General features: G+C 41.7%; 10 protein-coding genes and 1 tRNA gene. 8 read left to right on the top strand and 3 right to left on the bottom strand.

Annotated features, from left to right (window positions below):
• The 6 genes from B3E92_RS18220 to B3E92_RS18195 all read left to right on the top strand — a co-directional run bounded on the left by B3E92_RS18220 (window position 1) and on the right by B3E92_RS18195 (window position 11,591).
• Entirely contained in the window at window positions 1–2,784 is a 2,784-nt protein-coding gene (locus B3E92_RS18220; protein ID WP_286897828.1) for a sugar-binding domain-containing protein, read from the top strand.
• A 131-nt stretch (window positions 2,785–2,915) separates the two neighbouring features.
• Window positions 2,916–3,494, top strand: a complete 579-nt coding sequence (locus B3E92_RS18215) for an RNA polymerase sigma factor (protein ID WP_112375096.1) — start codon at window positions 2,916–2,918, stop codon at window positions 3,492–3,494.
• A 204-nt stretch (window positions 3,495–3,698) separates the two neighbouring features.
• Complete coding sequence (locus tag B3E92_RS18210) at window positions 3,699–4,871, top strand: FecR family protein (protein WP_286897827.1); 1,173 nt, start codon at window positions 3,699–3,701, stop codon at window positions 4,869–4,871.
• Window positions 4,872–5,051: 180 nt separating this feature from the next.
• Complete coding sequence (locus B3E92_RS18205) at window positions 5,052–8,369, top strand: TonB-dependent receptor (protein ID WP_286752812.1); 3,318 nt, start codon at window positions 5,052–5,054, stop codon at window positions 8,367–8,369.
• An 11-nt stretch (window positions 8,370–8,380) separates the two neighbouring features.
• A complete protein-coding gene (locus tag B3E92_RS18200) occupies window positions 8,381–10,222 on the top strand; it encodes a RagB/SusD family nutrient uptake outer membrane protein (protein WP_286834681.1) in 1,842 nt (613 codons plus the stop codon).
• A gap of 22 nt (window positions 10,223–10,244) precedes the next feature.
• On the top strand, window positions 10,245–11,591 hold the full coding sequence (locus tag B3E92_RS18195; RefSeq protein ID WP_286897826.1) for a BT_3987 domain-containing protein: 1,347 nt from the start codon (window positions 10,245–10,247) through the stop codon (window positions 11,589–11,591).
• 155 nt (window positions 11,592–11,746) lie between these two features.
• Here the strand turns inward: B3E92_RS18195 and B3E92_RS18190 are convergent.
• A tRNA-Glu gene (locus tag B3E92_RS18190) sits at window positions 11,747–11,818 on the bottom strand.
• Window positions 11,819–11,928: 110 nt separating this feature from the next.
• Window positions 11,929–12,570 carry a 4'-phosphopantetheinyl transferase family protein gene (locus tag B3E92_RS18185; RefSeq protein ID WP_286897825.1) on the bottom strand — a complete coding sequence of 214 codons (642 nt, stop codon included), beginning with the start codon at window positions 12,568–12,570 and terminating at the stop codon, window positions 11,929–11,931.
• Between the two features lie 119 nt (window positions 12,571–12,689).
• Here B3E92_RS18185 and dcd point away from each other — a divergent pair, with 119 nt between their 5' ends.
• Together dcd and B3E92_RS18175 are read left to right on the top strand one after the other, a co-directional pair.
• On the top strand, window positions 12,690–13,226 hold the full coding sequence (dcd, locus tag B3E92_RS18180; RefSeq protein WP_046673098.1) for a dCTP deaminase: 537 nt from the start codon (window positions 12,690–12,692) through the stop codon (window positions 13,224–13,226).
• Window positions 13,226–14,335, top strand: coding sequence for an MBL fold metallo-hydrolase (locus B3E92_RS18175; RefSeq protein WP_286897824.1), 1,110 nt, complete (start codon window positions 13,226–13,228; stop codon window positions 14,333–14,335). The genes dcd and B3E92_RS18175 overlap by 1 nt, the downstream gene beginning before the upstream one ends.
• A gap of 4 nt (window positions 14,336–14,339) precedes the next feature.
• On the opposite strand, the gene B3E92_RS18170 is transcribed toward B3E92_RS18175, so the two are convergent.
• Window positions 14,340–15,575, bottom strand: a complete 1,236-nt coding sequence (locus B3E92_RS18170) for a glycosyltransferase family 4 protein (RefSeq protein WP_286897823.1) — start codon at window positions 15,573–15,575, stop codon at window positions 14,340–14,342.
• Window positions 15,576–15,640: the final 65 nt, after the last annotated feature.

Here is a 15,640-nt window from a genome sequence, read left to right as displayed (position 1 = left end):
ATGTATCGCTATATCATAGTATTCGTCATTCTATTTCAAAGTTACATGGTCTCGGCAGATGGACTAAATCGGCTTGACCTTGCAGGTGAGTGGAAAGTTCGGCTTGATCCCGAAGATGTCGGTATCGATCAGGGCTGGGCTGGTAAATCGTTCGAAACATCGATCAAATTACCAGGAACAACAGATGATGCGGGTTTAGGAACCTTAAATACGTTGACACCTGCTCTTGCCAAACCTCAGCTTTCGCATTTAACGCGAGAACATCGTTATGTGGGGGCAGCATGGTATACGCGGGAACTTTCAATTCCGGCAGGTTGGGCTGGTAAGGAGATGATCTTAACCCTCGAGCGTGTTCTTTGGGAGTCCATGGTTTGGATCGACGGGGTAGCAGTGGTACAAAAGCAACGTAGCCTTGTCAGTCCGCATGAGTTTGACCTAAGCTCACTTCTGAAAACTGGGAAGAAACATCGGTTGACAATCCGCGTAGATAATAGAAAGAAGCTTCCAATCAGCGTTGATGATATGGCGCATGCTTATACCGATCACACCCAAATTATTTGGAATGGTATTCTTGGAAAGATTGCTATTCAAGCCTATGATGCGGTGCGTCTGAAGTCGGTGTACGCTAGCCCTAATCTAGCGAAGAAGGAAATCAATCTGCAGATCAATCTCCGTAATAAACTAGCAAAAGGCATTGTCAGTAAACTGAAAATAGCGGTAAAAGACAATAGGGGTTCCCTACCACCGGTTGAAAAAACTATTCAGCTCTCGCCGGGGGATTCAACGATCAACCTAAGCTACCTTCTTGGGGACAAACTGAAACTTTGGAGCGAATTTTCGCCGCATTTGTATGACATCGGTCTGGAATTGAAAGCTGCAGATGCCGTATCAACGTTTCGTACCTCAATAGGTATGCGTGAGCTTTCTACTGATGGGACAATCCTAAAAGTCAATGGTGAGCCTTTATTTTTGAGAGGAACATTGGAATGCAGTATTTTCCCGTTAACGGGACGTCCGCCAATGGATAAGGCCGGTTGGCGGAAAGTCTTTCTGACAGCGCGCGAATGGGGGCTAAATCATCTCCGGTTTCATTCATGGTGTCCTCCGGAGGCGGCCTTTGCTGTTGCCGACGAATTGGGATTCTATCTTCAAATTGAGTTGCCAATCTGGGAGAATAATATTGGTAAAGATGAAGGAGTGATGAGTTTTCTCTATGAAGAGGCCGATCGAATAATGCAGACTTACGGAAATCATCCGTCCTTTTGTTTTTGGAGTATGGGTAATGAGTTGAGTGGTGATTTCAATGCGCTGAATACTTTGGTAAAACACCTAAAGCAGAAAGACAGACGGCATCTTTATACGGCAACTTCTTTTACATTCCAGCAAGGGCATGGTGTGAAGGAAGAACCTTATGATGATTATCTGATTACCCAGTGGACAGCTAAGGGCTGGGTACGGGGACAAGGTGTATTTAATAGCGAAGCACCCACATTCAATAAAAATTACAGCAATTCTTTGGAAGGAATTTCGATTCCGGTCGTGACGCATGAAATTGGACAATATGCTGTCTATCCAAATCTCGCCGAAATCAAAAAATATAAAGGTGTTTTAAAACCGCTAAACTTCATTTCTGTAGCAGAAGATCTGAAACAAAAGGGATTATTACATAAGGCCAAAGCATATACGATGTCTTCAGGAAAATTGGCTGCTATTCTATATAAGGAGGAGATGGAAAGAGCGTTGAAGACACCTGGTATCAGCGGGTATCAGCTCCTTGATCTTCACGATTTCCCTGGTCAGGGAACGGCGCTGGTAGGCTTATTAGATGCTTTTTGGGACAGTAAAGATATACTTCCTGCGGCAGAATTTCGACAATTTAGCGCTCCTGTCGTGCCTTTGCTCCAGTTTGCGAAAGCTGTATATACCAACAATGAAACGTTCGAAGCTTCTATCGATGTGAGTAATTACGGCCAGGAGGTTTTGAAGAATCAGGGGATTAGCTGGTTTCTGAAAGATGGAGGAAAAATAATCGCACAAGGACATTTTCAGTCGACCATTGGAAAGGGACATCAAGGCCATGTGGGGCATTTAGAAGTGCCATTACAAGCAATTGGACAGGCGAAGAAATTGACGATTCAACTTAAACTGGAAGGTACATCCTATGAAAATCATTGGAATATTTGGGTATACCCTCAACAGCTCGCTGTTGATTTTGGGGACGTGAGTTATACGCGCGATCTGGCGGAAGCGATGCGCTTGCTGAAAGATGGGAAAAAGGTGCTTTTAAATCCCGATTGGAAGAAAATAAACGGTATTGAAGGGAAGTTCGTTCCTGTTTTTTGGAGCCCCGTACATTTTCCAAAACAGGCCGGTACCATGGGATTGCTTTGTGACCCTAAACACCCTGTATTTGCCGATTTCCCAACAGATAATCACACAGACTGGCAATGGTGGGATCTCCAAATTAAATCGACTACGCTAATTACGGATGAGATCAAAGGCGGAAATGCAATTGTAGAGCTCATTGACAACTTTACCAATAATAGGAGATTAGCATCTCTTTTTGAAGGGACAGTCGGGGCGGGCAAACTGATGATTGCTTCGTTTGATCTGGAGACAGATCTAGCCAACAGACCCGTGGCAAGACAGCTGTTGGGCTCTATCTTAACGTATATGAACAGTACAAAGTTTAGGCCTAAAGTGATCGAAAATCCAGCTATACTATCGCAGGTATTACGCTACAAAGAAGCACAGGAAAAATCCGAACCTAAAGCGATCTATTAACGATAAGATCGCTTTGGAAAAATTTAATATGCTTGATTAATATGTAGAAATAATTGTTAACTTGGCCTTGTAATCTAATTGTTACCTGAAAAGCACAATGACCAATAAATTGAAGATTGGGAGCTTTAGTTATGAGAAAAGAAAATGATGAAGCCAATTTGATCCAGGCGCTCTCTATAGGGAAGCAGGCTGTTTTACCAAAACTTTACGAACGATATGCAGACCGCATTTTCGATGTATCTTTTCACTTGCTGAAAGATACAGGTTGGAGCGAGGATGTTGTGCAGGAAGTTTTCGTGAAACTGTGGACCAATAGAGAAACTATAAAACAGGATGTGGATCTCTGGCCGTTCCTCTATGTATTGACTAAAAGAGAGTGTCTCAATAAACTAAGAAGCATCAAACGTTCTCATTCGGCCTTTGAGCTTCTATATTACCATATTGAACATCATTCGGATAGGGCCGATGGTTTAATAGAACGAAAGGAACTTGCCGATGAAATAGAAAATTACCTTGCTCAACTTCCTGAACAACAAAAACTTGTTTTTACATTAAGCCGAATTGAAGGAATACCCCACAATCAAATCGCAGCGGAACTCAATCTTTCTAAGAACACAGTAAAAAACCATCTTGCGAGAGCATCGAAACATTTAAAACAAGTCCGTTCTGGACGAAATCGGCTATTATCCTTATTTTTCTATTTTTTTTGAAAAGGATTTCATGGATTGATGGAATCCTCCTAACTGCTTATCGATATGCTAAACAGTTGGACTGAAGTTCCATTGGAAATTTTATACCTATAACAATTTCATAAGGATCTAAAAAAAAATAAAAAAAATATCTCTTCCTGTAGTCCTTTTCTGTTTTTGCGGTGTACTGAAATAAATACTTAGAAAGTACGAACCAATTTGACCATGCAAGAAGAAAGACTACGCTATTTGCTAACCCATTATTTTAGGAATACAATCTCTCGTTCGGAATTGAAAGAGATGCTCGATCAATTAGATCAGCTGGAAGAAGCTGAGTTCTCCGATCTTTTTGAACGTATGGGCGAAAGAGTTCCTGAACGCTCGGAGCTATTTAACAGGGATCAGGTTTTAAATCAGATCTCAAGTCGAATAGGCGGACATCATAAAGAGATAGGAGATGAAAGAAAATCAAAGCTGCGCTACATCAAATGGGGGGGGATTGCTGCCGCAATTGTTGTCTTTTGTTTTTCAAATCTGTTTCTGGTCCAACAAAGCGCGAAGGAAGGAACTTCTCAACAAGCCGTCTCACCAAGGGAAATCGCCTTGCCAGAAAACGGTGCGCCTATACTTAAACTTTCCAATGGTGACCAATATTCAATTTCAGAAGATCATCCTGAAACCTTGGATAAAAACGGTCTGAGCATCATTAAAGCAACAGATGGTACAGTAGTATATCAAGTTAAAAATAATGTCGAGGGCAAATCTGAGATGAGAACTTTCCTGAGTCCAAAAGGTAGCGCATTGACCGTGAAGTTGGTTGATGGCACACAGGTTCAACTAAACTCGGGCGCGAGCTTGACCTATCCAACACATTTTGATGAACATACCCGAACGGTATTCTTGGATGGTGAAGCTTATTTTGATGTCACTCATGACAGTAGAAAACCATTTATTGTTCAGACGAAACAAACCCAGGTCAAAGTGTTGGGAACACAATTCAATATTGCCTCTGATCTCAGCAAAACTAAAATCCTGACCACTTTAATCAAAGGTAAGGTTGCTGTAAGTGCGGGGCATAATCAGCAGATTTTAAGCCCTGGAATGCAAGCACAAACCAATCTGCATACGAAACAAATTTCCGTACAGGAAGCCGACCTAAAAGAGGTTCTCGCTTGGCGGGATGGCTTCTTCCGCTTTACAGAAGATAATATTGAGACTGTCTTGCAAAAAGTGGGCGAATGGTATGATATCAAAGAAGTGAAGGTGAATTCATCGTCCACCGATAAATTTACGGGGATGATAAAGCGGACCAAAAAGCTCTCGGATTTACTCCGGCAGCTGGAAAAAATATCCAATTATAAATTTAAAATTCAGGATGGGAGGGTCCTTGTTATGTAACAATGAGACTTTGAGCTAAAAGTAATCGGAAGTGCTCGCAACACTCCCGATCGTAGTTTAGCAATTAAATAAACCTAATTGAGTTATAAACCATTTAACACCAAACCTATACAAATGTATAAAAGGAATAGCAAAAGTTGCTTTTTTACACAAAAATTCTTTGTAAAAGCATTTATCAGGATGAAAGTATGCATACTAATCCTCATCATCTCCATGGTGCATGTTCATGCATCTAGCTTTGGTCAACAAGTGACATTGGATATAAAAAATGGACGTTTGGTGGACGTCCTGGATGAGATTCAAAAACAAACGGGGTACGAGTTTTTGTACAATAACAGTTTGATTAATAAACAGAAAAGAGTGACTATTAAAGCAAATCACAAAAACTTTAAAGAGGTCCTACAAGAGTTTCTGTCGGAAAGAAACCTGACTTACGAATTGAATCTGAACACGGTATTGATTATGGCCAAAGTGGGTTCTCCGCAAGTTGCTTCCAGCACCGCGGTGTTCTTGCAGCGGCGTAGAATAACAGGAGTTGTGTCTGATACGAAGGGAGCGCCATTGGAAAGTGTCACGGTTTCGGTTAAGGGGACAACTATTGGAACGAAGACCGATGCGCAGGGGCAATTTGCCTTGGAAATTGAAGATCAGCATAAGGTGCTGCAGTTTTCGCTCGTAGGATTTCAGTCGTTTGAGCGGAATATTAGTGCGTCAAATCAGCTGAAGATCACTTTGGAGCCTGCGGTAAGCGATCTGGAGGAAGCTGTAGTTGTTGCTTATGGAAAGCAACGTAAAATTAGCGTAGTGGGTGCAATTAGTAGCGTTTCCCCGCAACAATTAAAAACTCCCGTTGCTAAGATCAGCAGCGCATTGGCGGGACAGATGGCAGGTGTTGTTACGGTTCAAGGTTCGGGAGAGCCCGGCTCTGCAACGTCATTTTGGATACGTGGGGTGAGCAGTTTTGCGGGGGGGACCGGTCCACTGGTATTGGTGGACGGGATCGAACGTCCCATGGACCTCGTAGACCCCGAGGATGTCGAGTCATTCTCTGTCTTGAAAGATGCAACTGCCACAGCCGTGTATGGCGTAAGGGGAGCAAATGGTATTGTGATCATTACAACAAAAAGGGGAAAGAAAAGTGTTAAACCGAGTATCAATGCACGTGTTGAGCGCGGTATGTTGGAACCTGTTGTCCTACCGAAATTGGCAAATGCTGCTCAATGGTTAGATTATTATAACGATATCAATTTTGAAGCTTCTGGAAAAGCCCCATTGACACAAGAAGAGATAAATAAATATGTGAATAAAGTAGATCCAGATGTCTATCCAAATGTGGATTGGATGCAAGAGATCTTTAAAAAGAGAACATCAAATGAACGTTTGAATGTAAATGTGACTGGAGGAGGAGATTTTATTAAATATTACGTTTCGGGTTCTTATATGAAAGAGAATGGGATCTTTCAGCCTCGAAAAACATCGAATTATGATCCATCTGTGAATTTCGACCGGATTAATTTTAGATCGAATGTTGATATTAGACTGTCTCGATCGACTGAAGTAAACCTAAACCTCTCCAATCAATACGAAACAAAAAACCGATTAGGTGTAAATTTGGGTGATATGTATGATATTGTGCTCCACACCACACCAGTGGCAACACCTACCCAGTTTTCAAATGGCGCCTATGCACAGCCACAAGGAGGACAAAATCCCTATTATTCGCTCAATACTACTGGATTCTCGAAGGATTTCTGGAATAATGCGCAGTCGTTGATTGGTATCACTCAAGATTTTTCGGAGTTGATAACTCCCGGTTTAAAAGCGAATGTTAAATTTTCCTGGGATGCAAAGAACTCTTCGACATTAGACAAAAGAAAGGCACCAACCACCTATTATGTTGACAAAACAAAACCGCGGGACAGCGAAGGGAATCTTATTTTAAAAGATAACGGTAATGGCAGCGATTATCTTGCTTTAGCCGACTATCATTCGGGAGAGCGTGCGACTAATTTTGAAAGTTCCCTGATGTATGACCAGTTGTTTGGAAACAAGCATCGCGTCGGAGGACTATTTTTATTCTCCATGCGCGAGCGGACAAATAACTTTCCAGAACGGGATTATATCGCAGCATTCCCCTATCGTAATACGGGGATTGCTTCACGTTTGACCTATTCCTACCAGGACCGCTATTTTATCGAAGGTAACTTTGGCTACAATGGATCTGAGAACTTTGCGCCAAAGAAACGTTTTGGTTTCTTTCCTTCCCTGGCTATGGGCTATGTTATTAGTAATGAAGCGTTCTTTAAGTCGCTATTGCCTGTCGTTAACTTTCTGAAAATTCGGGGATCAATTGGTCGGATTGGTAGCGATAAAATCGGTGGTTCACGTCGATTTGCTTACAATTCAGAAATGAAGCTCGATGGTGGCTATTCTTTCGGCATTGGTGGCAAAAATTATCTTCAGGGTATAGCAACCGGTTATCCAGGGAATCCACTGGTTGCCTGGGAAAGTGCATTAAAGCGTAATATCGGGCTTGAGTTAAGCCTTTTCAACAAATTGACCATACAGGCCGATTATTTTGCGGAGAAACGTGATGGAATTTACATTCTTCAGGAAAGTGTGCCTTCCATCGTGGGAATTAATGTAAAACCCTATGTTAATATTGGACAGATGCAAAATAAAGGGGCCGAAGGATCCTTGGAGTTTAATCATCGCCAGGGAGAAGTCGGCATACAGGTCCGGGGTAATCTAACTTACAATCGAAATAAAAAATTATTTGATGACAAGCCGATTCCAAGATGGGCATATCAGTCTGAAATAGGACAACGCTGGGGACAACAGCGCGGATTAATTGCTTTGGGGCTGTTTGAGTCAGAAGAGGAAATCGCGCATAGCCCGATTCAACGCTATGGCGATGTGATACGTCCCGGTGATGTAAAATATCGGGACATCAATGGAGACGGCGAAATTACAGAAGAAGATAAAGTAGCGATAGGTGATACAGATATGCCGCAATGGAATTATGGATTTGGCGCCAGTGTATCTTGGAAAGGATTTGATCTATCGGCTTTTTTCCATGGCGTTGGACAAATATCCCGGATTATAGCGGGAGGACCTCTATATGGTCAAACTGGCAACATCTGGGGCTATGGACAGATCTATTCGGATGTCGCTGATCACCGCTGGAGTGCAGACAACCCTAATCCAAATGCAACTTATCCACGGCTCTCATTTAATATTGCCAATAACTCTCAGGCTTCCACTTTATGGCAACGCGATATGAGCTTTATCCGTTTGAAGAATTTAGAATTGGGCTATACGTTGCCAAAGCAGCTCACGGAAAAATGGAAAATGTCAATCGTGCGTATTTATGCACAAGGCGTAAATGTGTTCACATTCAGTAAGTTCAAGTTGTGGGATCCTGAATTGGAAACAGTTTCAGGAAGCAGCTATCCTCAAATGCGTGTATTTAATGTTGGTTTAAGTGTAACACTTTAATCTGAAAGATAATGATGAAAAAGTATATATACTCGATTTCCTGCCTATTACTGGTATTTTCCCTCGGGGCATGTAGCAAATATCTCGACGTGGATCTAGAAAATCAAATGACTTTAGAAGAGGTTTTTAATAAACGGAAAACCACGGAACAGTATCTGGCTCAGGTGTATGGCTATTTGCCTATAGAACATGATATGTTCAATGGTGAAGGCGGAAATGTTCCGCTGAGTGATGAAGCCTTATTTTCATGGGTAGCCTGGGTTCCATGGCTTAACTTTGCGAATGGGGCATGGGGCGTGACAACCCAGGATTATACAACTTGGGAACAGAACTATAAAGGGATTAATCAGGCAACCATTTTCATTGAAAATATTGATAGAAATGTGGAATTGAGTGCTGCTACTAAAGATATTATGAAAGCCGAAGCCCGTTTTTTAAGAGCCTATTTTTATTATCTGCTTTTAAAAAGATATGGACCTGTATTTGTATGGGGCGATCGTGCTCCCGATAGTAAAATTGATCCAACGACAGTAGATCGTATGTCTTTGCAGACAAATGTGGATTTCATAGTTTCTGAATTTGATAAAGCAAGTGCCGTATTGCCACAGGAAATAACTGATCAAGCCTGGTATGGTCGATTGACAAAAGGGGCTGTGATGGCCGCAAAATCTGAATTACTGCTGTATATGGCTAGGCCGCTATTTAACGGAGCGAAACTTTATATAGGAATAAGGAATAAAAGCGGTGAATTCTTATTTCCACAAACCGCAGATCCCAATAAATGGGAGCTTGCGGCCAAATCTGCCAAGGCGTTGATTGATCTGAATGTGTATGCACTTTACCAAGATAACAAAGAGACGAACTCTTTTCGACGTGCAATTAAATCCTACATGGGTATTTATTTTGATAAGTGGAATTCGGAGATTATTTGGGGAAGATGGTCTGATGACGGCTTCAATTATAACGTCCGTACGGCTCCACCGCGAGTTGTGACGATGGGCTGGGGCGGTTATGCACCTTCGCTAAAACTGGTCGACACCTATCCGATGGCAAGTTCAGGACGCTACCCGATTACAGGTTACAGTAGCAATGGACAGCCTATAATTGATGAAAAATCAGGATACCAAGAAACGGGGTTTACAGATAACTATGTGCATCCCTTGGACAATTTTGCCTCTTTTAAGGCGCACAACAGTTGTGTCGGAAGGGATGCACGTTTCTACGCATCCATTTTGGCAAATGGAATGTATTGGACCAATCCAAAACCTCAACCCAGACAGGTGACATTCTTTGATGGCGGAACATCTTCGTATACGAAAACAGGGGACTGCGTAAAATCAGGCTACTTGTGGCGGAGAATGAGTGACCCAACAAATGATATCGAAGCGGGTAACTGGGGGCAGTTTGCATGGCCCTATTATCGTCTGGCTGAGATCTATCTAAACTACGCGGAGGCTTGCAATGAAAAACCTGCTCGTGATGAAGTGGAGGCGTTAAAATTTATCAACCTGGTGCGTAAGCGGAGCGGCTTGAACGACTTGGAAGTTGCTTATCCAGAGGTTCGGGGAAATAAAGAACTCCTGCGGGTATTGCTGCGAAAAGAAAGAATGGTCGAATTGGCATTTGAAGGCCATCGTTACCCCGATCTGAGAACCTGGATGATTGCAGAGGAAGAAATGAATGAGCCCTATTATACCCGTAATGTTGCCGCAACTTCTTATGAATCCTCTTGGGAACGGACCAAAGATGTTTTTCCTGGAAAGCGAAGTTTTCAGGCCAAACATTATTTCTTCCCGATACAGCAAAAGCAACTGAGCGAGATGATCAACATTACACAGAACTATGGATGGTAGTACTTATTAAATAATACTGAAAATGATGAGAAATTATATATCCTATTGTGTTCTTCTGTTGACACTTTTCCTGATGAATGGATGTCAAAAGGATGATCGAATGAACAACATGGTCGACGACACCATTTATTTCAGAGATTTCAAAGAGAATAAAATAACGGTATTTGACTGGGGAAAATTTGATTATAATGTAACTGTTGTTAAGGCTGGAATTGGACAACAGGAAGCAAAGATAAACTTCAAGATTGACGAAGCGTACCTAGCAGCCTATAACGCGCAGCAAGGGACAAATTATAAGCTGCTTCCCACTGATTGCTATAAAATTGCAAATACAACACTAGCCTTTGAAAAAAAGGATTATCTGCAGGATATCGCAATTGCTTTTGATACTGAGCGCATAAAAGTGTTGCAAGGAAAATATAAGGAATTATATGTGCTTCCTTGCCGCATTGAAGCAGAGGGTGGGGTGTTGCATGCACTGAAACCTGAAATGGCAACGACATTGTTGATTCCTAACGTTAAAGACCCATTTTTGGAATTCACTTCACCGGGCCTGCAGCTTGATCAGATCAAACTGAGCCCCACGGGAGCTGAACAGGTCGTAGGGAAAGCGACATTGGTCACCAATTATCCCAATCAATGGAATCTTGACTATGAAATTGAAGTGGATCCCGTGATTTTGGATAATTACAACGGAACGGTATCAGACGATAAGAAGTTGAAATTACTACCAAAAGCGGCCTATCAGCTTTTACCCGCGCCTTATAAAATTGCTGAAAAGGAGAATAAAACGAGTTTTTCATACACTATTCTGAAAAAAGGACTTATTGATGGAACAACCAATTTATTTGGGGAGTATGCGTTGCCTTTACGGATTAAGTCTGTTTCAAAAAATGGTATTAACCCTGATGCTTCCACAATATTGGTTCCAGTGTCCTTTCAACCGCCAGATATCCCCCGTAGTGGCTGGAAAGTAATTGCGGCTTCTTCCGAATGGATTGGCGGAGGTGAAAAGGAAAATATATTGGACGGGAACCCCGATACCTACTGGCATAATATCTGGATGGGAGGAGAACCCCCATTACCGCATTATGTCATAATAGATTTTGGAAAGGAATATAATGTGATGATGATTGAATTAACAAGAAGGTTATGGAATAATGACTTAAAAGTCGTTGAGTTTTCGACTAGTAATGACAATAAAACATATGTTCCAATAGGGAAGATTGATTTCGGAACAAACAGTCCCAAATCGACGTTGGCCGTGAATGTTCCGACGACAAAAGCCCGTTATTTAAAATGTACGGTAACAGCAAGTAATCGTCCGCCTTCATCCGCTATAGCAGAAGTATATGTCAAAGGATTATAAAATGCATCCGAGATTAGACATAATACAACTTCAAGTATAGTCTAGCTTGCAATCTGGTAGAGCTGAAAGTCACTCCATTTTCCGGAGTGACTTTTTTGCTTTTTTAATATTTGTTCCTAAAATAAAAAAAGCGACTCTTTTGAAGTCGCTTTTTGTAGCCCGTAGGGGAATCGAACCCCTGTTTCAAGAATGAAAATCTTGCGTCCTAACCCCTAGACGAACGGGCCATATCGTTTTCGATGATGCAAATATAGAAGCTTTTTCAAAAAGCACAAAAAAAAAGTGCTGTCTGTGTGCTAATTCATTGAAATTGAGAAAAATTATTTTTTTAAAGAAACTATTCTACAGCGTAAGCGAGCATATATTCATTGAACTTCTCGTAATGCACGTCATATAGATGTGTATGTTGATCGCTGTGGAGTTCGAGTTTTAATATGCCCTGCACCTGATAGTCGAATGGTTGTATGGTCATGTTATTCAAGAAGGAGACACCTGCATTTCCCTGAAGTTTATAAATCGCTTCTTTAGCACACCAGCAAGCATAAAGCTGCTCATATCGGTTCTCATCCTGTGCGATGAATGCAAGCTCCGCAGGTTTTAAAAACTTATGTTGGATGCGCTCTACTTTTGTTTTGATGATTTCCATGTCGATACCCACCTCTCCTTTTGTACTGATCATAGCTGCGGCATAATCAAATGAGTGTGAAAGTGAAATTTTTTGGGGGAAATTGGCGAGATAAGGCTTGCCATTTGCATCAGATGGACAATCTATATAACGGGATGTGTTTAATAAGGTGCGCAACAGCACACGGGTGGCAAGCCAATGTAACCGTCTTTTCCCTTTGTTGAAAGACCCTAATTTCGCTTTTTCACGTTCATCCAATTGAAGTTTTGACAGTAAATCGTCGTCCGATTCCTCAATTCGCCAAATTGCAAATTTGGTTTGGCTATCAATTTCACGTAGATACACTAGACTCATACCCAAATTTAAAAAACAAATCGCAGATTTTTGTTTTGAAAAATGAAGTAAAATTAGTGGGAGAACTGTATTTTTGAATTTGTATAGCGTGGCCTGATGCTTTTGCTATTTTGATACACATGATTTTATCTGATAAAAGAATTCTCGAAGAGATTGAAAATGGCAGCATTGTCATTCAACCATTTGATCGTAAATGTTTAGGAACAAATTCCTACGATGTGCATTTGGGGAAATATTTGGCAACGTATGCAGACCGTGTACTTGATGCCAAGAAGCACAATGAAATTCAGCATTTTGAAATCCCGGAAGAAGGTTTCGTCTTGGAGCCCAACACCCTTTATTTAGGTGTTACGCAAGAGTATACCGAAACACATAAGCATGTTCCTTTTTTAGAGGGCAAATCGAGTACTGGTCGCTTAGGGATAGATATCCATGCAACTGCAGGAAAGGGCGATGTCGGTTTCTGTAATACCTGGACCTTGGAAATTTCGGTTGCTCAGCCTGTTCGGGTTTACGCAGGAATGCCAATTGGACAATTGATCTATTTTGCTGTAGAAGGCGATATCGAGACATTTTATAACACCAAAGGTAACGCAAAATACAATGGCAAGACCATCCGTCCGGTGGAGTCGATGATGTGGAAGAATAACTTCTAATGAAAACGATTGGATGGATTGTATTAGCGACGCTATTGATTGCGCTCATCAGTAGCGTGCTTTATTATTTTGTTCATCCAATGTTTGGTGGAAGTTTCAAGGGAGCTCGGCTTGAACGTATGAAACAGTCCCCCAATTTTAAAAATGGTATTTTTCATAACCTCGAAGTAACGCCATCGTTGAAAGGCGATGTGAATATGGTCTCTTTGTTGTGGGATTTCCTTTTCAACAAGAATCCCCACTTAAAACCTATCAGTGTATTGCCCGCTATGGAATGCGATTTAGCACATCTTCCCGCAGATGATGTTCTGATTTGGTTTGGTCACTCCTCCTATCTATTGAAGTTAGATGGAAAATTAATAGTGGTGGATCCAGTATTCAGTGCAAATGCTTCTCCCGTCCCAGGGAGCAATAAAGCATTTAAGATGTCGGTCGACTATGCGGCGATGGTTTTTCCGAAAATTGACTATTTGTTTATCTCGCATGATCATTACGATCATCTGGACTATGAGACCGTTGTGAAATTGCGGGATAAAGTCGGTCAGGTGATCTGTGGTCTCGGAGTAGGGGCGCATTTTGAATCTTGGGGATACAAGGCCGATCAGATCATCGAGGGTGATTGGTATGACCAGATAAAACTGGCGCCCGATTTTCAGGTAACCTTCACACCCGCAAGGCACTTTTCGGGACGTAGATTTACACGGAATAATACCTTGTGGACATCTTTTGTATTAAAAACTTCTAAGTACAGCATTTTCTTGGGGGGAGATAGTGGGTATGGTAAGCACTTCAAAAAAATAGGTGACCAATTCGGTCCATTTGATTTAGCGATCTTGGAAAATGGCCAGTATAACGATGCCTGGCATTATATCCATTCTTTACCTGATGAATGGGCTGCTGAAACGAAGGATCTGAAGGCCCAAGCTATTTTGCCCGTTCACTCTTCTAAATTCGCGTTGGCGATGCACGATTGGAAAGAGCCCATGGAGAAGTTTTACGAGACGGCGAACAAAGAACAGATCACACTGCTTACGCCAAAAATAGGGGAAATGATCCATTTGAATAAATTAGATACCGTATACGCCCCTTGGTGGCGGGAAGTTAACTAAGGATCTATTTATTTTTTTCCTCGATCCATAAGGACATATATTTTGTGCTCTGCATCGTGTGGTGCAATAATATCTGACTAATAAAGTTTTGTTGACGATGCCTGTCAATCTGTACTTTTAATAAAGATAGATTAGTCATAAAATCGGACTGATACTTTCGTTTTTCATAACGTTCGTTGATAATACGGATACCATGTTCTTGGGCCGTTTTCCAAAGATCTTCATTTTCGTAGAGCTCAACTGTCTTTCGGCAGAACGTTTCGGGATCGTCTTCGATAAAGCCATTCCAGTCCAAATTGCCCTTCATGGCTTCTGCACCAACTTTCGTGGTGACAGATGGTGTACCTGTCTGCATGGCGTCGATAAACTTCCCTTTCACACCGGCACCAAATTGAATTGGAGCCACCAGTAGACGGTAACTTTCCATGGTCAGACGAGCAGATTCCGCTCGGCCCTTGATCAGGAAATTCTCTTTTGGGTTGTTTAACTGAAGTACTTTTTGGGTTGCATAGGCGCCATAAATGTGTAATTCCACTTTGGGGAGCATCCTCCGTAATTGCGGCCAGATTTGTGTTTTTAGGTATTGTACCGTATGCCAGTTGGGCTCATGAATGAAATTTCCAATAAATAATAAGTTCTTGCGCTCTTCGAAGGTGTTCCATTGCTCCACATCTGCTGCAGTGATCTCATCTTCAAGAAAAGGGAGATAATAAAGGATATCGGGTGAAATGCGAAATTCTTCGATAAGAATCTTCATTTCGGATTCGGAAATGATCAGCGAGAGGTCGCTGCGCAATATCGCGGCAATTTCCCGTTTGGCCGTATCGGTAAATAACTCTTGAAAGGAAAAATCACCGTTATTTTTGACGGATGTCTGTCTCGCCTGACGCAAAAAATGCAAATCTTCCGTGTCAAGTACGCGGAGTGCATTTGGACAATGCTGTGCAACACGCCAACCATATTGCTCCTCTACCATAAAGCGGTCAAATACAACAATGTCGGGCTTAAGCTGAGCAATAAATTCATCAAAGCTATTGCTATTCAGCACGATGGCCTGTTCCCGGATCCCGAGAGACTGTAAAGGTGCACTATACGGCGATTTGGCAGCAGCAGAAGCAAATGTAATCTGATAAGAGCGATTAACAAACGTCTCAATTAATTGCATCATACGGAAGCCCGCTGCTGAAGATGTTGGCTCTGGCCATACCAGTCCGATGAACAAAACCTTTTTCTCTTTCATGCCGGAAAATTACTGATTAATGTGAAAAGAATTGACGAAAAATTAACAATTAGTCATTTTCAAAC

This window comes from Sphingobacterium sp. UBA6317, assembly GCF_002440385.1.
GTDB classification, from domain to species: domain Bacteria; phylum Bacteroidota; class Bacteroidia; order Sphingobacteriales; family Sphingobacteriaceae; genus Sphingobacterium; species Sphingobacterium multivorum.
The sequence above is the reverse complement of the archived record's forward strand: the minus strand, read 5'-3'. Positions and strand labels throughout refer to the sequence as shown.